18 protein-coding genes and 1 other annotated feature are annotated in these 19,178 nt (G+C 33.7%); of the genes, 4 read left to right on the forward strand and 14 right to left on the reverse strand.

Annotation, left to right across the window (positions count from 1 at the left end; genetic code table 11):
- From dat to CD147_RS09320, 5 genes are all read right to left on the reverse strand, one after another.
- Positions 1 to 818, reverse strand: an 818-nt coding sequence (gene dat / locus CD147_RS09300; protein ID WP_103167119.1) for a D-amino-acid transaminase, incomplete at its 3' end; no start/stop codon positions are given.
- A 3-nt stretch (positions 819 to 821) separates the two neighbouring features.
- Positions 822 to 2,231, reverse strand: a complete 1,410-nt coding sequence (locus CD147_RS09305) for a Cys-Gly-3M3SH dipeptidase (RefSeq protein WP_103167120.1) — start codon at positions 2,229 to 2,231, stop codon at positions 822 to 824.
- 154 nt (positions 2,232 to 2,385) lie between these two features.
- Positions 2,386 to 2,817 (reverse strand): YtxH domain-containing protein, encoded by a 432-nt coding sequence (locus CD147_RS09310; RefSeq protein ID WP_103167121.1) that lies wholly within the window; start codon positions 2,815 to 2,817, stop codon positions 2,386 to 2,388.
- 20 nt (positions 2,818 to 2,837) lie between these two features.
- Positions 2,838 to 3,530 carry a pseudouridine synthase gene (locus CD147_RS09315; RefSeq protein ID WP_103167122.1) on the reverse strand — a complete coding sequence of 231 codons (693 nt, stop codon included), beginning with the start codon at positions 3,528 to 3,530 and terminating at the stop codon, positions 2,838 to 2,840.
- Positions 3,527 to 5,164, reverse strand: a complete 1,638-nt coding sequence (locus tag CD147_RS09320) for a putative polysaccharide biosynthesis protein (protein WP_103167123.1) — start codon at positions 5,162 to 5,164, stop codon at positions 3,527 to 3,529. The genes CD147_RS09315 and CD147_RS09320 overlap by 4 nt, the downstream gene beginning before the upstream one ends.
- Before the next feature lie 270 nt (positions 5,165 to 5,434).
- On the opposite strand from CD147_RS09320, the gene CD147_RS09325 reads away from it, so the two are divergent.
- Positions 5,435 to 6,697, forward strand: coding sequence for a BaiN/RdsA family NAD(P)/FAD-dependent oxidoreductase (locus CD147_RS09325; RefSeq protein ID WP_103167124.1), 1,263 nt, complete (start codon positions 5,435 to 5,437; stop codon positions 6,695 to 6,697).
- Positions 6,698 to 6,824: 127 nt separating this feature from the next.
- Here the strand turns inward: CD147_RS09325 and CD147_RS09330 are convergent, their stop codons facing one another.
- The 3 genes from CD147_RS09330 to CD147_RS09340 form a co-directional block, all read right to left on the reverse strand.
- The gene (locus CD147_RS09330) at positions 6,825 to 7,136 is read right to left on the reverse strand and encodes a rhodanese-like domain-containing protein (RefSeq protein WP_103167125.1); all 312 of its coding nucleotides are present in this window, start codon (positions 7,134 to 7,136) and stop codon (positions 6,825 to 6,827) included.
- A gap of 20 nt (positions 7,137 to 7,156) precedes the next feature.
- Complete coding sequence (leuS, locus tag CD147_RS09335) at positions 7,157 to 9,571, reverse strand: leucine--tRNA ligase (protein WP_103167126.1); 2,415 nt, start codon at positions 9,569 to 9,571, stop codon at positions 7,157 to 7,159.
- 48 nt (positions 9,572 to 9,619) lie between these two features.
- Positions 9,620 to 9,803 (reverse strand) — a binding site (T-box leader).
- Positions 9,804 to 9,857: 54 nt separating this feature from the next.
- The gene (locus CD147_RS09340) at positions 9,858 to 11,042 is read right to left on the reverse strand and encodes an MDR family MFS transporter (protein ID WP_103167127.1); all 1,185 of its coding nucleotides are present in this window, start codon (positions 11,040 to 11,042) and stop codon (positions 9,858 to 9,860) included.
- Positions 11,043 to 11,151: 109 nt separating this feature from the next.
- Between CD147_RS09340 and mnmL the strand changes: the two genes are divergently transcribed.
- Positions 11,152 to 12,111, forward strand: a complete 960-nt coding sequence (mnmL, locus tag CD147_RS09345) for a tRNA modification radical SAM protein MnmL/YtqA (RefSeq protein ID WP_103167128.1) — start codon at positions 11,152 to 11,154, stop codon at positions 12,109 to 12,111.
- Complete coding sequence (gene mnmM / locus CD147_RS09350) at positions 12,108 to 12,668, forward strand: tRNA 5-(aminomethyl)-2-thiouridylate-methyltransferase MnmM (protein ID WP_103167129.1); 561 nt, start codon at positions 12,108 to 12,110, stop codon at positions 12,666 to 12,668. The genes mnmL and mnmM overlap by 4 nt, the downstream gene beginning before the upstream one ends.
- A gap of 129 nt (positions 12,669 to 12,797) precedes the next feature.
- Here mnmM and CD147_RS09355 read toward each other — a convergent pair whose 3' ends face one another.
- Together CD147_RS09355 and CD147_RS09360 are read right to left on the reverse strand one after the other, a co-directional pair.
- A complete protein-coding gene (locus CD147_RS09355; protein WP_103167130.1) occupies positions 12,798 to 13,199 on the reverse strand; it encodes a transcriptional regulator, SarA/Rot family in 402 nt (133 codons plus the stop codon).
- 339 nt (positions 13,200 to 13,538) lie between these two features.
- Complete coding sequence (locus CD147_RS09360; protein WP_103167131.1) at positions 13,539 to 14,369, reverse strand: alpha/beta fold hydrolase; 831 nt, start codon at positions 14,367 to 14,369, stop codon at positions 13,539 to 13,541.
- 246 nt (positions 14,370 to 14,615) lie between these two features.
- On the opposite strand from CD147_RS09360, the gene CD147_RS09365 reads away from it, so the two are divergent.
- On the forward strand, positions 14,616 to 15,617 hold the full coding sequence (locus CD147_RS09365) for a proline dehydrogenase family protein (RefSeq protein WP_103167132.1): 1,002 nt from the start codon (positions 14,616 to 14,618) through the stop codon (positions 15,615 to 15,617).
- 102 nt (positions 15,618 to 15,719) lie between these two features.
- On the opposite strand, the gene ribH is transcribed toward CD147_RS09365, so the two are convergent.
- The 4 genes from ribH to ribD are packed head-to-tail and all read right to left on the reverse strand — an operon-like array spanning position 15,720 to position 19,067.
- Positions 15,720 to 16,178 carry a 6,7-dimethyl-8-ribityllumazine synthase gene (ribH, locus tag CD147_RS09370; protein WP_103167133.1) on the reverse strand — a complete coding sequence of 153 codons (459 nt, stop codon included), beginning with the start codon at positions 16,176 to 16,178 and terminating at the stop codon, positions 15,720 to 15,722.
- Positions 16,179 to 16,190: 12 nt separating this feature from the next.
- The gene (gene ribB / locus CD147_RS09375; RefSeq protein WP_103167134.1) at positions 16,191 to 17,372 is read right to left on the reverse strand and encodes a 3,4-dihydroxy-2-butanone-4-phosphate synthase; all 1,182 of its coding nucleotides are present in this window, start codon (positions 17,370 to 17,372) and stop codon (positions 16,191 to 16,193) included.
- A 12-nt stretch (positions 17,373 to 17,384) separates the two neighbouring features.
- Positions 17,385 to 18,017 carry a riboflavin synthase gene (locus tag CD147_RS09380; RefSeq protein WP_103167135.1) on the reverse strand — a complete coding sequence of 211 codons (633 nt, stop codon included), beginning with the start codon at positions 18,015 to 18,017 and terminating at the stop codon, positions 17,385 to 17,387.
- Positions 18,018 to 18,023: 6 nt separating this feature from the next.
- Complete coding sequence (gene ribD / locus CD147_RS09385; RefSeq protein ID WP_103167136.1) at positions 18,024 to 19,067, reverse strand: bifunctional diaminohydroxyphosphoribosylaminopyrimidine deaminase/5-amino-6-(5-phosphoribosylamino)uracil reductase RibD; 1,044 nt, start codon at positions 19,065 to 19,067, stop codon at positions 18,024 to 18,026.
- Positions 19,068 to 19,178 lie beyond the last annotated feature (111 nt).

Genomic DNA, 19,178 nt, shown 5'->3' on the forward strand with positions numbered 1-19,178 from the left:
AATCCTTCTTGCAATTTGCGAGTCACAGGACCTATATTACCATCGCCAACAGTTTCTCCATCTAATTTAACCACAGGCATTACTTCTGCTGAGGTACTAGATATGATAATTTCGTCTGCCTTTTTCAAAAATTCAACATTAAATGTTTCTTCGATAAATGGAAGGTCGTAGTCTTCAGAAATCCATTTAATCACTTTACGAGTTATACCATTTAAAATGCAATTATTAACGGGATGAGTGTAAATTTTGCCATCTTTAATTGCATATACATTGCTTGAAGCACCTTCAGTAACCGTTTCTCCTCTATGTTGAATTGCTTCACTGGCATTATATTTTACGGCATATTCTTTAGCAAGTACGTTACCTAAAAGGTTTAAGCTTTTAATATCACAGCGTAACCATCTAATATCTTCGACAGTTACAGCGTTAATACCATTTTTCAAATCTTCATATGGTCGATCATAACTTTTCGCAAAAGCCATTAATACAGGTTTCACTTCTGGAGTTGGGAAGCTATGTTCTCTTGGCGCAACCCCACGTGTAGCCTGAATATAAACGCCACCGCTTTTAATTTCATTTACTTTTAAGAGTTGTCTTACGATATCGATTAATTCTTCTACCGTATAATCTAGGTCTATTTGGAGTTCTCCTGCACTTCTAACAAAACGTTCGAAGTGCTCGGTAACTGTAAATAACTTACCATCATAGGCTCTAATATATTCGTAAATGCCGTCGCCAAACACATAGCCTCGGTCTTCGTATGATACTTTAGCGTCTTCTTGATTAATAAATTCACCGTTAATAAATACTTTCGTCATAGTTTAACCCTCCACACATAGCGCATAAATTGCTTCTAAATAGATACTTGTTGCATTGAATAATTGTTTTTTAGTAATATATTCATTCTTTTGATGCATTAAATCTTCAGAATCTGGGAACATCGCTCCGAATGCTACACCTTTATCAAGATTTCTGGCATAAGTGCCACCCCCGATTGTATAAGGTTCCGACATATCTCCTGTTTGATTTCTATAAACGTCTACTAGCGTTTGCACAAATGGATCATTTTTATCAACGTAATGAGGTTGTTGAACCTTACCTAATTCAATATCGAAACCTTGCTCTTTAATCTCTTTAGTAAAACGTTCAATGGCTTCTTCAAATTCAAAGCCTTGAGGATAACGCAAGTTGATTCCGAATTTGCCCCCATTTTTATTGTCATAAGTGATGACGCCTACGTTGGTAGTCACATCTCCCATAATATCAGTATGGAATTTCATTCCCATTTTCTCACCAAAATGAGATTCATGTAGATAGCGATTACTGAATTCGACAAATGATTTGGCAGTTTGATTTAGATTTAATGTTGATAAGAACTCTAATAAGTATAAGCCGGCATTAACACCTAATGATGGGTCCATACCGTGTACGGCTTTACCTTCAACTGTTAATACTAATTCGCCACTATCAACGACGCCTTCACCTTGTAATTTACGTTCATCTAAAAATTGTTCAAAGTGTTGGACTACATCGGTCATATTTTCTTTTACAAGCACACGTGCTTTGGCATGATCAGGCACCATGTTATAGCGTTGACCTGATTCGAATGATAATAATTCATCATCTGGTTCATTAGAATCTTCAAATGTAGACGTTTGGACTAAATCGAATGTCGTAATACCTTTTTCACCGTGAATTGCTGGGAATTCTGCATCAGGCGCAAAACCTAATGTTGGCATTTCTTCAGTTTGGAAGTATCTTTCTGTGCATTTCCAATCAGATTCTTCATCTGTACCTATAATGATGTGAATTCGTTTTTTCCAATCTACATTCATGTCATTCAAAATCTTAACAGCGTAATATGCTGCAATTGTTGGACCTTTATCGTCAAGTGTTCCTCTAGCAACGATAGCATCATCAGTAACGACTGGTTTGAATGGATCTGAATCCCAACCGTCTCCAGCTGGCACCACATCCACGTGGCATAATATGCCTAAAACATCATCGCCATTACCCGCTTCAATTCTTCCTGCTATATGGTCTACGTCGTGTGTAGAAAAACCGTCTCTCTCTGCAATTTTATACATATAATCAAGTGCTTCACGGGGACCTGGGCCAACTGGCGTTTCGCTAGTGGCTTGTGAATCATCTCTAACACTCTCAATTGAAAGTAGACCTTTTAAGTCATCAATAATCTGACTTTCATATTCTTGAACTTTTTCTTTCCACATTCGAGATCAACTTCCTTTTCAATAGATTTACACTTTATTTTACATAACTATGACGATAAATTACAGTAAGATGTCAGAATATTTATTAGTTTTTATAAAAAAAAGAGTGAGAACACTATGTCCCCACTCAAAAACATCTTCGCTATAATAATATTTAATCTTTATCTTCTAATGCATTTTTATTATTTTTTAAATCTTCTTCAGAAACAACTCTTAAATTATTATTAACAGTTGTACCACCTTCATCATCAAATTTACCTTCTTCTAAATCATCTGTTTTATTAGGATTAGAATTTAAATCAGTAAATTTTGATTTTTCTTGTTCAATAAATGATTTAGGATCATTTTTTAAACGGTTAGCATATTCTTGAGGATTATTTCTTACCTCTTGAATAGTTTCATTCGCTTTTGAACCGATTTGATTTGCTAAACCTTTAGCATTTTCTTTATAACCTTCTGGATCTTCTTTATATTTATTATATTGTTCTTTCAATTTATCTCTGCTTTCTTTACGAGATAACACGACAGCTGCAGCTGCTGCTCCAACTCCAGCAACAATTCTTAATAAACCTGTACTTTTAGCCATAGTTAACACCTTCTCCTTTATTATTGCTGTAATAGTTTTAATTCTTCATCAGTGAGCGATCTATACTCACCCAATTGAAGATTTTCATCTAACGCTAAATTAGCGATTTTAAGACGTTTTAATTCTAATACCTCATTTTCGATAACATGAAACATCCTTTTTACTTGATGGTATTTACCTTCAAAGATTGTTACATGTGATACGTTGTCGTTAACTTTAACTAATTCTGCTGGTTTAATCGGCCCATCTGATAGTTCTAGACCATTTTTAAAAGCAAGTATATCCTCATTGGTTATTGGAGTCGATGACACAACTTCATATGTTTTTGAAACGTGTTTAGATGGACTCATCAAATCGTGATTAAATTGACCATCATTGGTTATTAAAAGTAAACCTTCTGTATCTTTATCTAATCGTCCAACTGGAAATATATCCAAGTGTTGATATTCCGGAATCAAATCGATAACAGTTTGGACTGAATTATCATGAGTGGCAGAAATGTATCCTTTAGGCTTATTTAACATTACATAAATATTGTTGATATACGCAATTTTCTCACCATTTACAAAGATAATATCAATATCTGGATTAATTTGAGTTTTCGGTGATTTTTCTACTTTATCATTAACAGTTACGCTACCTTTTTTTAAAATTTGTTTAACATCAGTACGCGTCCCTACTCCCATATTAGCCAGAAATTTATCTAATCTCATCGTAAAAACCCAACTTTACGACGAATTTTACCAGGTAAGTCGCCTAAAAATTCGTCTGCTAAACGATTCTTAATAGTGATTGTGCCGTAAATCAAGCCGCCTACAATAACTCCTACAATTAAAATAATTAATGCGCCAAATTTACGTTCTACCGGAATAAATAAACTTAAGATTAGATATATTACTTCAACGCTAATCATCATAATTAAACTATAGATAAATATCTTAGCCACTTGAACCAATGTATCTGTAAAATGATATTTTGCATGAACTTTTAAAACCATTAAATTTGCAACATTTGCTACTAATAAGGCAGTGGCTGTACTTAATACAGCGCCTGGTGTGTGGAACAACATGATTAAAGGAATATTTAAAATCAATTTCACTACTACTGCTCCAAGAATAATAAATACAGTTAATTTCTGTTTATTAATACCTTGTAACATTGAAGCTGTAACACTCAATAACGATATTAAAATAGCGACTGGTGCATAGTAAAATAAGATCTTATTACCATCTGGATTATATTGGTAAAAGACTGTGTATAATGGTGAAGCTAACGCCATTATTCCTAAACTCGCTGGCACGGTTATGTACATCAATACACCAATCGAAGTTTGAATTTGACGATGCATCTCTGTTAAACGTCCTTCGGCAAATGTTTTTGTGATAAATGGAATTAAACTTACCGCAAAACCAGCTGCTAATGATGTCGGTATCATCACTATTTTATTGGTTGTAAAATTTAAAATAGTAAAGAAATAGTCTTTATTGGCATGGAATCCAACGGCATCAAGCGCATTATTATGTGTAAATTGGTCCACTAAGTTGAATAGTGGAAAATTCAAACTAACAATAACGAAAGGAATACTATATGAAATAATTTCTTTATACATTTTAGTATATGAAACTTCCAAACCTGTATGGTCTGATTCAACCATCTTATCTATATGAGGTTTACGTTTCTTCCAATAGTACCAAAGTGTAAGCAACCCGGCGATTGCACCTATCGCAGCAGCAAACGTTGCTACACCATTTGCGCTTAAATAAGAACCATGGAATACATTAATAACTAAGTAACTGCCAATTAAAATAAATATAATTCTTGCAAGTTGTTCTGTTACTTCAGATACCGCTGTCGGACCCATAGATTCATAACCTTGGAAGACACCTCTCCACGTAGCTAGTAGTGGTATGAAAACTACAACTATACTTATAATTCTAATAATCCATGTAATATCTGGGATAGTCCATCCCCCTACGCCTTCTTTTTGACCTAAGGTAATTCTTGCTATATCAGGTGCAAGCACAAATAAAATTAAAAATCCTATAATCCCTGATATACTCATAATGATAAAACTTGATCTATAGAGCTTTTGCCCCACTTTATATGCTCCTAAAGCATTATATTTAGCTACAAATTTAGAAGCTGCTAATGGAATACCAGCAGTCGCAACAGCAATAGCAATATTGTAAGGAACATATGCATAGTTAAATGGAGCTAATTTTTCCTCAGCATTGGCGCCCATAATTGCATAGAATGGTATTACAAATAGTACGCCTAATACTTTTGTAATTAAAATACTCAATGTTATCAGAAAGGTGCCACGTACCATTTCCTTATTTTCACTCATATTTAATCTTCCTACCTTTTTAATAATCGATATAATTAATTTACAGTCTGCACATTCTAACGGCTTGCATTAATATAAAATATATCACAAAATACTTATTGTTTCCCCTATCTTTAACACTTTCATTAAAATTATTAACTAACATTATATCGAATATACATTTATAATTTAATTAACAGAACCAATCTTAAATTATAACTAATTTTATTTAGAATTCAAATTAATACCAAATACGAACAATGAATATGAATTGCTAACGGAGGTCGTGCAATGTATCAAACGATAATAATTGGCGGAGGGCCAAGTGGATTAATGGCCGCATTCGCAGCGAGTGAGCATAGTGATAAAGTTCTTTTATTAGAAAAGAAAAAAGGTTTAGGCCGTAAACTTAAAATCTCAGGCGGTGGTAGATGTAATGTTACTAACCGTCTACCGTATGCAGAGATTATTGAGAATATTCCCGGCAATGGCAAATTTTTATATAGCCCTTTTTCAGTTTTTGATAATGAATCAATAATTGAATTTTTCGAATCACGTGGGGTAAAGCTTAAAGAAGAAGATCATGGACGTATGTTCCCTATGTCCAATAAGGCTCAAGATGTGGTTGATGCATTAGTAAATACTATTAAGTCAAATAATGTTGAAATTAGAGAAGAAACTGTTGTTAAGAATGTCGCTATATCAGAAAATGGTCATTTTATAGTTCGCACTCAAAGTGAAACTTTTGAATCCACGTCATTAGTTATTGCTACGGGTGGTACAAGCGTTCCTCAAACTGGCTCAACGGGTGATGGCTATGTCTTTGCTGAACAATTTGGTCATTCTATTACAGAACTTTTCCCAACTGAAGTACCTATTACTTCTAGTGAACCTTTTATTAAATCTAGACAACTTAAAGGGTTAAGTCTAAGAGACGTTGAGTTATCTGTATTAAAGAAAAATGGTAAAAAACGTATAAGTCATCAAATGGATATGATTTTTACACACTTTGGTATAAGTGGTCCTGCCGCTTTACGTTGTAGTCAATTCATATATAAAGAACAAAAAAATCAAAAGAAACAAGATATAAAGATGCAATTAGATGTCTTCCCAGATTTAAAGCGCACTCAATTAGAAGAAAAAATCTTAACATTATTAAAAGATGAACCCGATAAATATTTAAAAAATAGTTTAAGGGGCTTGCTAGAAGAACGATATTTACTCTTTATGCTTGAGCAATCAGGAATTGATAATGATACCACATATCACCATCTTTCTAATCAACAATTCATTAGCTTAATTGATAATTTAAAAGGCTTTACGTTTACCGTCAATGGCACCCTCCCTATTGAAAAAGCATTTGTAACAGGTGGGGGTGTGTCTCTCAAAGAACTATGGCCAAAAACAATGATGTCTAAGAAACAAGCCGGTTTATTTTTATGTGGTGAAGTACTTGATATTCATGGTTATACTGGTGGCTATAATATCACTAGCGCCCTAGTGACTGGAAATGTATCTGGAAATGAAGCGGGTAAATTCAAACCAGAAGATTAAGTTCTTGATTTTAAAAATACTTTTAAAATTGAATGATAAATATAAATAGCTCGACGATGTTTTCTTACATTTGAAGTCATCGTCGAGCTATTATTTTAAATGCTATATCATCTAATAAAAGAATCTATTAAATACTTTCTATTTCAGTTCCTTCAGAACCCCATGCATTCATGCCGCCATCTACGTTAACAGCATTAATTTCTTGTCCTTCTAAATAATTCACAACTTTAGCACTACGTACACCAGCTGCGCAGATAATATAATAAGTTTCATTTTTATTAAACTGATTTAAGTTATCAGGAATTTCATTCATTGGAATTGTTTTCGCGCCAGGAATAATACCTAATGCAGTTTCTTCGTCTGTTCTCACATCAATTACATTCACAGGATTAGACCCTAGCAATTTTCCTTTTAATTGATCTATTGAAATACTTTCCATATATAAAACTCCTTTAATAATTATTTAGCAACAATATTAACTAATTTTTGAGGTACCGCAATTACTTTTTTAATTTCTTTACCTTCAATAGATAGTTTAACATTTTCATCTTCTAATGCTAAATCTTGCATTTCTTCTTTAGATAAATCTTTAGGAATTTGTAATTTAGCTCTCACTTTTCCGTTCACTTGGACTACAATTTCTACTTCTGAATCAACTAATAATGATTCATCGTATGTTGGCCATGGTTGGTAAGTGATTGTGTCATTATTCCCAAGACGATTCCATAGTTCCTCACCAATGTGGGGTGCAATCGGTGCTAACATTTTCACAAAACCTTCAACATAAGGTTTATAAATACTATCCACTTTATAACATTCATTAATGAAGACCATTAATTGGCTGATAGCTGTATTAAAGTTAAGCGTTTCAAAATCTTCCGTTACTTTTTTAACTGTCTGATTATAGACTTTATCAAGAGATTTGTCGTTAGTATCATTAACTTTACTAGATAATGTACCATCTTCGTTAATAAGTAGTCTCCATACACGATCTAAGAAACGTCTAGAGCCATCTAAGCCATTTTCACTCCATGCAATAGAAGCATCTAATGGTCCCATAAACATTTCATAAAGACGCAACGTATCAGCGCCGTGTGATGCTACGATATCATCAGGGTTGACTACGTTACCTTTAGATTTACTCATTTTTTCATTTCCTTCACCAAGAATCATCCCTTGGTTGAATAATTTTTGGAAAGGCTCTTTCGTTGGTACTACGCCTAAATCATATAACACTTTATGCCAGAATCTTGCATATAATAAGTGAAGTACAGCATGTTCTACCCCGCCAATATATAAATCAACTGGTAACCAATGTTTTAATTTTTCAGGATCTGCCAGCATTTTGTCGTTATGTGGGTCAATATATCTTAAGTAATACCAACAGCTTCCTGCCCATTGTGGCATAGTATTTGTTTCACGACGTCCTTTCATGCCTGTCTTTTCATCAACTACATTTACAAAGTCATCGATATTTGCTAGTGGTGATTCCCCAGTACCTGAAGGTTTAATTTCATCTGTTTCAGGTAGTAATAATGGGAGTTCTTCTTCTGGTACTGTTGTCATAGTACCATCTTCCCAGTGAATAACTGGAATTGGTTCGCCCCAATAACGTTGTCTACTAAATAACCAGTCTCTTAATTTATAGTTAACTTTCTTCTCACCAGCATTTTTAGCTTCTAATAACTCAATCGCTTTAGCAATTGCTTGCTCATTATCTAAACCATTAAGTTCTCCAGAATTAATATGCGCACCTGCACCAGTATAAGCTTCTTTGGCAACGTCGCCACCTTCAATCACTTCAACAATAGGCAATTTAAACTTAGTAGCAAATTCATGGTCGCGCTCGTCATGTCCAGGAACGGCCATTACTGCTCCTGTACCATAGCTAGATAATACATAATCTGCAATCCAAATTGGCAATTTCTCTCCAGATAAAGGATTAATAGCATAAGCACCTGTGAAGACACCTGATTTATCTTTAGCTAAGTCAGTACGTTCTAAATCAGATTTTTTTGAAGCTTCTTCTTGATATTTTTTAATTTCTTCTTGTTTTTCATCTGCTGTAACTTTATTGACTAACGCATGCTCTGGGCTTAATACTAAAAATGTTGTTCCATAAATTGTATCAGGGCGTGTTGTGAAGACATCTATAGTTTCTTCGTATCCTTCTACTTCAAACGACACGCGCGCACCTTCAGAACGACCAATCCAGTTATATTGCATATCTTTGATTGAGTCAGGCCAATCTAGTTCTTCTAAATCTTCAATTAGTCTATCAGCGTATTCAGTAATTTTAAGTACCCATTGTTTCATTGGTCTTCTATATACTGGATGCCCACCACGTTCAGACACGCCATCTACGACTTCTTCATTAGATAATACTGTACCTAAAGCTGGACACCAATTTACTGCTACTTCATCTACGTAAGCTAACCCTTTATTATATAATTGAATGAAAATCCATTGTGTCCATTTATAGTATTCAGGATCAGTAGTATTCACTTCTCTATCCCAGTCATAACTGAAACCTAATTCTTGAATTTGACGTTTAAATGTTTGTACATTTTGTTTAGTAAATTCTCTTGGATCATTACCAGTATCTAACGCGTATTGCTCGGCTGGTAAACCAAATGCGTCCCATCCCATTGGGTGTAAAACGTTATAACCTTGCATACGTTTATAACGTGAAACAATATCTGTAGCTGTATAACCTTCTGGATGTCCTACATGTAATCCTGCACCTGAGGGATATGGAAACATATCTAGTGCATAGAATTTCTTTTGACCTAAATTATCATTGGCTTTAAATGTTTTGTTGTCAGCCCAATAAGCTTGCCACTTTTTCTCAATTTCATTGTGATTGTAACCCAAAGCATTTTCCTCCTAAAATATAAAAACACCTCAAACTATTACAATTTGTGTAGGGACGACTTAAAGCCGCGGTACCACCCTATTTCACATCAAGATGTGCACTTTATAATAGTAAGAGATGTTTAAAATTAAATTATTTAACGGTAAGTTCACTTAATTCTTAACACTAGTTTACACCACCACTAGCTCTCTTTCGAAAAGTATTTAAGCTACTACTCCAATACATTTTAATATTATGAGATTCGTGCCTTAAATGCAAGTGGTTAAACTAACTTTTACTCGCGTGCTAAGAATTTTGTCTATTTTTACCTTTTGAAAGACCACGATCAAAAATTAATACAAAGAATAAACCTACAAATAGCAATACTATCATTCCAATGAACATTGCACTCATATTAAACGCATCAACTAAGATACCACCCACAAGTGGACCAAAAGCTTTACCTACTGTAGAAGCGGAGTTGACTACGCCTTGATATTGACCTTGCTTACCATCTGGAGCTAAATAATTTGCAATTGACGGCACTGCTGGCCAGATGAACATTTCACCAAATGTAAGAATAATCATACCGATTAAAAACACTGAAAATTGTTCAGCAAAACTAGTAATTAGAAAAGATAGCATAAATATAAAAATTCCGACTATCATTTGAGATTTCAAGTTACCTTTTAATAGTGTAATAATTGGTCTAATTAATGGTTGTGCAACTAATATCATAATACCGTTAACCGTCCATAATACACTATACTGAGACATTGAAATGTTAATTTCTTGAGTAAATGATGCTATTGAACTTTCCCACTGGATATAAGCTACCCAACAAATACTAAACATTACACACAATAAAAGAAGTGCTACAAAACGCTTTTTATTTTCTTTACCATGAATATCAATGCTATCTGGTGATTTCACTTTAGCGTGATACTCTAAGTTAAATTGCGTAGTAGCTACTATGCCAAATAATACGTACATTATTAAGTTAGCAAGAAAAATATAGTTGAAACTAAATTCAGCTACAAAGCCACCTAAAGCAGCACCAGCAGCCACGCCTATATTTTGTGCTAAATATATAGCATTAAATGTTGTTCTCCCCCCGTTTGGCCAAACGGCACCAGCCATCGCATAAATTGCGGGAACTATCATTCCGCCACCAAAGCCTAATAATACTAACCATACTGCATACCATGGCCAACCATGGAAGAAGTTTAACAATGTAGTACTAATTAAACATGTAACGGTGCCTATCATAATTGTTCGATAACCACCTAATTTATCGAACAACGTTCCACCTAGTAAATTTCCGACTACCATTCCAAATGAATTTATCATAAGAACGATACCAGCGATTGTCAGGCTTTTATCAAGTTCTTCTTTCATATATATTGTGTTTAAAGGCCATAAAAAGCTAGAGCCAGTTATATTTAGTGCCATGCCAATAACTAGCCACCATACTGATCTAGGTATATTCATATTTACAGTCCCCTCTTTATATATTTATCGAAGTACAATAAACACTATAACATTAAAGTATGTTAAAATCTTTATTTAGAACTAAGTTAGATAGAAAGGAAAATGTTTTATGGGTAATTATTTCCCGTATGCCTTTGAAAACAAACGATATCATACATGGAACTACCATTTGAAGAATAAATTTAATCAAAAAATATTTAAAGTTGCGCTCGACGGAGGGTTTGATTGCCCCAACCGAGATGGTACTGTAGCACATGGTGGCTGTACATTTTGTTCTGCAGCCGGAAGTGGTGACTTTGCCGGCAATAGAGCAGACCCTATCGAAGTGCAATTCCAACAAATTAAAGACCGAATGCATGAAAAATGGAGCGAAGGTAAATATATCGCATATTTCCAAGCATTTACTAACACACATGCACCAGTTGAAGTATTAAAAGAAAAATATGAACCCGTCTTAAAAGAAGAAGGCGTTGTAGGATTATCTATCGCAACACGTCCAGATTGTTTACCTGACGATGTAGTAGAATACTTAGCGGAGTTAAATGAACGTACGTATTTATGGGTAGAACTAGGATTACAAACAGTTCATCAAAAGACTTCTGATTTAATTAACCGGGCACATGATATGCAAACATATTACGAAGGTGTAGCTAAATTAAGAAAGCATAACATTAACGTATGTACACACATTATTAATGGATTACCTGGCGAAGATTATAAAATGATGATGGAAACTGCTCAAGAAGTAGCTCAAATGGACGTTCAAGGTATTAAAATTCATTTGCTTCACCTATTAAAAGGGACGCCTATGGTCAAACAATATGAAAAAGGTATGCTTGAGTTTATGTCTCAAGATGATTATACCAACTTAGTTTGTGACCAACTTGAAATTTTGCCACCTGAAATGATTATTCATCGTATTACCGGCGACGGTCCAATAGACTTAATGGTTGGTCCAATGTGGAGTGTCAATAAATGGGAAGTTTTAAATGAAATTGATAATGAACTAGCACGTAGAGACTCATATCAAGGTAAGTTTTATAAAGCGGAGTCAAAGATTAAATCATGAAATTAGAACGTATTCTTCCATTTTCAAAAACATTAATAACTAGCCACATTCAGGAAGATAGTATTGTTATTGATGCAACGTGTGGCAATGGAAACGACACTCTGTTTTTAGCCCAACACGTACCAAGCGGGCACGTATATGGCTTTGATATTCAAGAAAGCGCTATTCATAATACCGCCGAAAAAGTTAAAAACTATAATAATGTCACATTAGTTCAAGATGGTCATGAAAATATAATTGACCACATAGATGTCACTAAAAGTGGCATGGTCGATGCGGCTATTTTTAATCTTGGTTATTTACCTAAAGGTGATAAATCAATCGTTACTCGTCCTGAAACTACTATTAAAGCAATTGAAGGTATTTTTAATGTGCTTAGTGTAGAAGGTATTATCGTCTTAGTCATTTATCATGGTCATGAAGAAGGTCAAATTGAACGTGACGCAATTCTTAATTATTTAGAACAGTTTGATCAAAATAAAGCGCATATCTTAAAATATCAATTTATTAATCAAGTAAATCATGCTCCTTTTATTTGTGCGATTGAGAAACGTTGAGGCCATCGACTAACATTTATATTCGGACTTTATTCCTCCACGAAGTAACTCATCACCTATTAAACAAGCTCTGATTTAATTTCAAAAATTAAATCAGAGCTTTAATTATATAATTAGTTTAGCAAGCATTTATGCACCCATTAAAGAATTTAAGCTATTCTCTAATGATTCGTATTTTTTCTTAATCATTTCAGAAATAAATTCTAGTAATTCAGTTTTAAATTGAGCTTTTTCTTCATTAAAATGAATAATTACTGTGCGTTCGTCATCAAGTGGGCGTTCTTTATTTATCCACCCTGCGTGAACTAAATTATTGTATGTACTAGTACGTTTGTAGGACTTAATGCTAACATAGCTATCCATTTCTTTTAATGTCATAGCCCCTTTGTCCCATAATGTAAGTAAGATAAGTACTTCTTCCTTAGTTAAATCATATGTTTCATAAATGATTTTGAAAATAGAGTTGATTTCTTTACACAATTCTTCTAATTGTAATATCATAGTGACGCTTTCTTTAGCTTGATTACTCAATGTTGACCCCTCCCTTATGATTTAGACACCTGTTTAAATAATCAATCACCCATAATATATTAATCATTTACCCATTCTATTTAATTATAATTAAATAGAACTAAATAAATTTATAATTTTTTATATTTAGAATATACCAATATCACAATTTACATTCAACTTTCATGATTTGCTCGATATTTTAATTCATTTAAAAGTTTAAATATACATATATGTATTAAGGTAAAACAATGTGGCATTTCAGTTATAATGTAGTGGAAAAAATAAAACAGTTTAGAACATGAATGTATGTTCCAAACTGTATGATTTTAAAATATGAGTACACTACATTTTTAAAGTTTATAATATATCTTCAATTTCATCTTCTTTAACGATAAATCCCATAGTATTAACACTATTATTGAGGAATGTTAGCACATAGCGCATAACTTGATCACGTTCAGGTTCATTATGAACTTCATGATATAAACCAGACCATGCTTTAAAATATAACTCCGACGTTGCTAATTGAGTTTTTAAATTATCGATTGCTCTGACGTCTAATAATTTATCTTCAGTACCATACATCAGTAATGTTGGCATAGGTTTGATATCTTTAATATGCTGTGATGTGTCTTTCATCGTTTCAATAACAATGTTATACCATTTATAAGTCACCTTTTTAAGCATTAAGCCATCTTGTTCTGTTTCTTCAATGACTTCTGGGTTACGAGTTAAATCACTATAATTAATACCTAATTTAAATCGTGCATCTTTATTACCCTTGCCTATATTTGAAATAAACATGTTTTTTCGTGTTTTATTATTTCTCTTTAATTCAAGCATTGGAGAAATTAACATCATGCCTTCAATTGGTAATTCTGCCTTTTCGAGCATATTTAACACGATTAAACCGCCTAAACCTATTCCCATAACGAAAGTTGGAATTTTATATTCATTAGCAACACTTACCCATTCGATAAGCTTTTCATGATAAATTTCGAAATTTTTAAGTTGACCCTTGCTGGCACGAGAAGTTTGTCCCTGCCCTGGCAAATCACCCATGATAACATGGTAACCATTACGTCTTAACATTGTAATAACATAAGCATATCGCCCCGTATGCTCTAAAATATTGTGTAATATAACTACCACGCCTTTAGCGTCGTGTTCTGTTTCCCACTTCCACATGATTATTAATCCCTTCTCACTTATATTTCAACACAAGTATTATATCAAATAATTACATCTAATTGGCACTCAAGCGTATGTACGATTAAGATGAATTTACGTTTTTAAAATTAGAGATTTTGAAATTAAAATGTGATTCTACCTTTTTTGTAGGGTATATACTAATGAAAACGCTTTCTTATAGCGCTTTTTCATGATAAACTAATTAATAAATAAAAGATTTTGGGGAAGATGGAGGAATTTAATATGTCACTTTTTAGAAACTTTTTTATTGCCTTATCTAACAGTAGTTATTTAAATGAAACTGCTCGTAAATTAGGCCCAAGAATGGGCGCAAATAAGGTAGTAGCGGGTAACACAATCGAACAATTAATTGATACAATTGAGTATCTTAATGATAAAAATATTGAAGTAACAGTAGATAATCTTGGAGAATTTGTAGGTACTGAAGCATTAGCAACTCAAGCTAAAAATGAAATTCTTGAAGTTATGCAAGCCATTAAAGACTATAATGTAGACGCGCATATGTCAGTTAAATTAAGTTCATTAGGTGGAGAATTTGATACTGAATTAGCTTATCAAAACTTAAGAGAAATTTTATTAAAAGCTGATGAATTTGATAAAATGCATATTAATATTGATACAGAAAAATATGACAGCTTACAACAAATTATTAAAGTATTAGATCGCTTAAAAGGTGAATTCAGAAATGTGGGCACAGTAATTCAAGCCTATTTATATGACGGACTAGATTTAATTGATAGATATCCTGAATTACGTTTACGTTTGGTAAAAGGAGCTTATAAAGAAGACGAGAGCATTGCCTATCAAACTAAAGAAGAAATCGATGCTAATTACATAAAAATCATCGAAAAACGTCTTCTAAACGCGAAGAATTTTACTTCAATCGCTACACACGACGATAAAATCATTAACCATGTTAAACAATTTGTTAAAGATAATAATATTGAAAAAGATGCCTTTGAATTCCAAATGTTATATGGTTTCCGAAGTGAATTAGCAGAAGAAATTGCACATCAAGGTGATCATTTCACAGTATATGTACCATATGGTAATGACTGGTTTGGTTACTTCATGCGCCGACTTGCTGAACGCCCTCAAAACTTAGCGTTAGCGTATCAGGAATTTGTATCTACAGAAACGCTTAAAAAAGTTGGTCTAACTAGTGTAATCGGTTTAGGGGCTCTCGCAGCAATTTCAGGGGCCGTTAAATTCTTTAGACGCTAAAATTGGAATAAAAAATTTATATTTTTATTAATAAAACACCCTAAAATGATTTCTGATTTAAGAAACCATCTTAGGGCTATTCATTTATCTTTTTCTTCTAAATTAAAATTGTTTTAGTAAGTTCGCCATTTCAATTGCACTTACTGCCGCGTCTGCACCTTTATTACCTGCTTTAGTACCTGCTCTTTCAACAGCTTGCTCAATACTTTCAGTCGTTACTACACCAAAAATAACTGGAGTATCAGATACATCGTTAGCCTTTGAAACGCCTTTTGCTACTTCATTACACACGTAATCATAATGAGATGTAGCACCTCTAATGACACATCCTAAAGTAATTACTGCATCGTATTCACTTTTTTGAGCTAATTTTTTAGCAACTAATGGTATTTCGAAAGCACCTGGCACATATGCAACATCAATATTATTGTCATCTACGCCATGTCTAATTAATGTATCTTTCGCTCCATCTAATAAACGATTTGTTATAAAATCATTAAAACGACTTACCACTATTGCAACTTTTAAATCCGTACCTACTAATTTACCTTCAAAATTCATATTAAAAGCCTCCTATAATAAATGTCCCATTTTTGTTTTTTTAGTCATCATATATACATGATTATGTGCAGTTTCCGGCACAATAATTTCTGTTCGGTTTGTAACTTTGATTCCGTATTCCTTTAATCCCTCAAATTTCTTAGGATTATTACTTAATAAATTGACTTGCTGCACATTAAAATAATTTAAAATTTGAGCAGCTATATGATAATCTCTTAAATCTTCATCAAATCCTAAAGCTAAATTCGCTGTAACTGTATCATGACCTTGCTCGATTAATTCATAAGCTTTCAATTTATTAATTAACCCAATTCCTCTACCTTCTTGAGGTAAGTAGATAATTAAACCACCATGCTTATTAATATAATCCATTGAGGCTTCTAATTGAGCGCCACAATCACATCTTTGACTATGGAAAATGTCTCCTGTTAAACACGCTGAATGGATTCGTACATTTTCAGTGGCACGAGGTTCACCTTTCGCAAGTACAACTATTTCCTCATCAGTAAACTCTGAATGGAAACCATACATTTCAAAGTCACCGTTATCAGTCGGCATTTGAACACGTGCTTTTAATTTCACTTCATTCATATTATGTTTACGAAATTTAACTAAACTCTCAATTGTAATCATTTTCAAATTATGGCGTTCTTTAAAGCGTTGAAGTTCTTCACCTTTAGCCATCGTTCCATCATCATTCATAATCTCACAAATAACACCTGCTGGCTCTGCACCACTTAATTTTGCTAAATCTACTGCTGCTTCGGTATGGCCTGTTCTTTCAAGTACGCCCTTATCTTTAGCAATTAATGGAAACAAATGACCCGGTCTATGAAAATCATTAGCAGTAGCCGCTGAATCAATTAAAGCACGAGCAGTGGCCATACGATCAAAAGCACTAATACCTGTTGAAGTCGTCACATGATCAATACTAACTGTAAAATTAGTACCGAAACCATCAGTGTTATGTTCAACCATTGGCATTAGATTTAAACGTTGCGCAATGTGAGTACTAATTGGCGCGCAAATTAGGCCACGTCCTTCTTGTGCCATAAAATTTATTGTATTATCATTCATCCACTGAGTAACTGCAATTAAGTCGCCTTCATTTTCACGGTCTTCATCATCTACAACGATAATACTTTCACCGCGTTTTAAAGCTTCAATTGCTTCGCTAATTTCATCAAATTTCATTGGTTACGCCTCCTAGAATCCAAACGCTTTTAATTTATCAACTGTTAATTCTGAATTATTTCTGTTAAGTATAGTTTCGACATATTTAAATAGAACATCCGTCTCAAGATGAACATTGTCACCAATTTTCTTAGAAGAGAGTATTGTAGAGCGTCTTGTTTCAGGGATTAAATGAATGTCGAAGCTATTACTATGTAAGTCGAAAACGGTTAGACTTACACCATCAACTGTAATAGATCCTTGTTTTACCATTTGCTTTATAATTGTATCAGGTGCCTTGATTGTCACAATTCGAGAGTTAGGTGTTTCATTAATATGCGACACCACACCCTTTTGATCGACGTGACCTAATACAAAATGGCCACCAAAACGTCCATTTCCTGCCATTGCACGCTCCAAATTCACCTCGTCATGTTGCTTAATTTGAGACAAATATGTTTTATCCTCCGTACCTTTAATAACTTGCACAGTAAAATAAGTATCTTGGAAGTTGACAACAGTTAGACATGCGCCATTGACGCTAATAGAATCACCAATCTGCATATCTTCTAAAATCTTATGACATGCAATATCAAGCGTTCTTACGGATTGTTGTGTACGAATGTTTTTCACAGTACCTATTTCTTCAACGATACCTGTAAACATTGTTATTCACTTCTTTCGCATTATCATTTTAATATTTTGGTTAATTAACTCAGTAGAAATAATTTCAAATTGTGTGGCCTGGTCTAAATCAATGACATGATCTGTTTGATAGAATTGATGTATTCCACGACCACCTATTATTTTCGGGGCGTAATAAATAATAAGTTGATCTAAGTATTTAGATTGGAGAAATGCTGAAGTAACACGAGGGCCTGCTTCAATTAAAAGTTTACCTACGCCTCGCTCGTAGATATCAGTTAAAATATTGTCTAATTTACAATCTGCTAAATGTATAATTTTAATATGCTCATTTGGACTTGTCAGCGATTCATGTTCAGTGTATATCCAAATCTCACTCAAATTATCATGAAAGATTTGTTTCGAAAAATCAATATCTCCCTTTCTTGATAAGATGATACGCGTTGGATGTTTACCATCTTGAATGCATGTCGTATACCGTGGATTATCCGCTTCCACTGTGCCATATCCAGTCAGTACTGCATCATGAGTATGACGCAAACGATAGACATCTTGTTTTACTTCAGGATTAGTAATCCACTGGCTTTGTCCATTATCAGTTGCTTGTTTACCATCTAAGGTTGCCGATACTTTTACAGTTATTTCAGGTACTTTATTATTTTTCGCTTTGAAAAAGTCTTCATATAACTGTGCCGCTTCAGTCGAATGTTGGTATTCAACTTCAATTCCAGCTTTTTGTAAGATTGCATCTCCTTCAGAAGGTAACGTAGTGTCCTTGACTGCATATATTACTTTGCTAAGTCCAAATTCAATGATTTTATTGACACATGGTGGCGTTGAACCATAGTGTGTACAAGGTTCTAAAGAAATATAAATTGTGCCACCTTTCGCTTTATCTTGAGCCATATCCAATGCTTGAACTTCAGCATGTTTATCGCCTTGCATCAGATGTGCACCTAAACCTACGATGCGTCCGTCATTAACTACTACTGAACCTACTGGAGGATTAACACCAGTTTGACCTTCAACCATTTGCGCAAGTTGTATTGCGTATTGCATAAAATTACTCAACTCATCACCTCTATAACTAAAAACTCCCTATACCGTAATGTAATTATTAGGCATAGGGAGTCTACATGTATATTTAAATAAGCTTACGACATTTCATAAATGTGCACGCTT

The sequence above is a fragment of the Staphylococcus devriesei genome (assembly GCF_002902625.1).
GTDB lineage: Bacteria > Bacillota > Bacilli > Staphylococcales > Staphylococcaceae > Staphylococcus > Staphylococcus devriesei.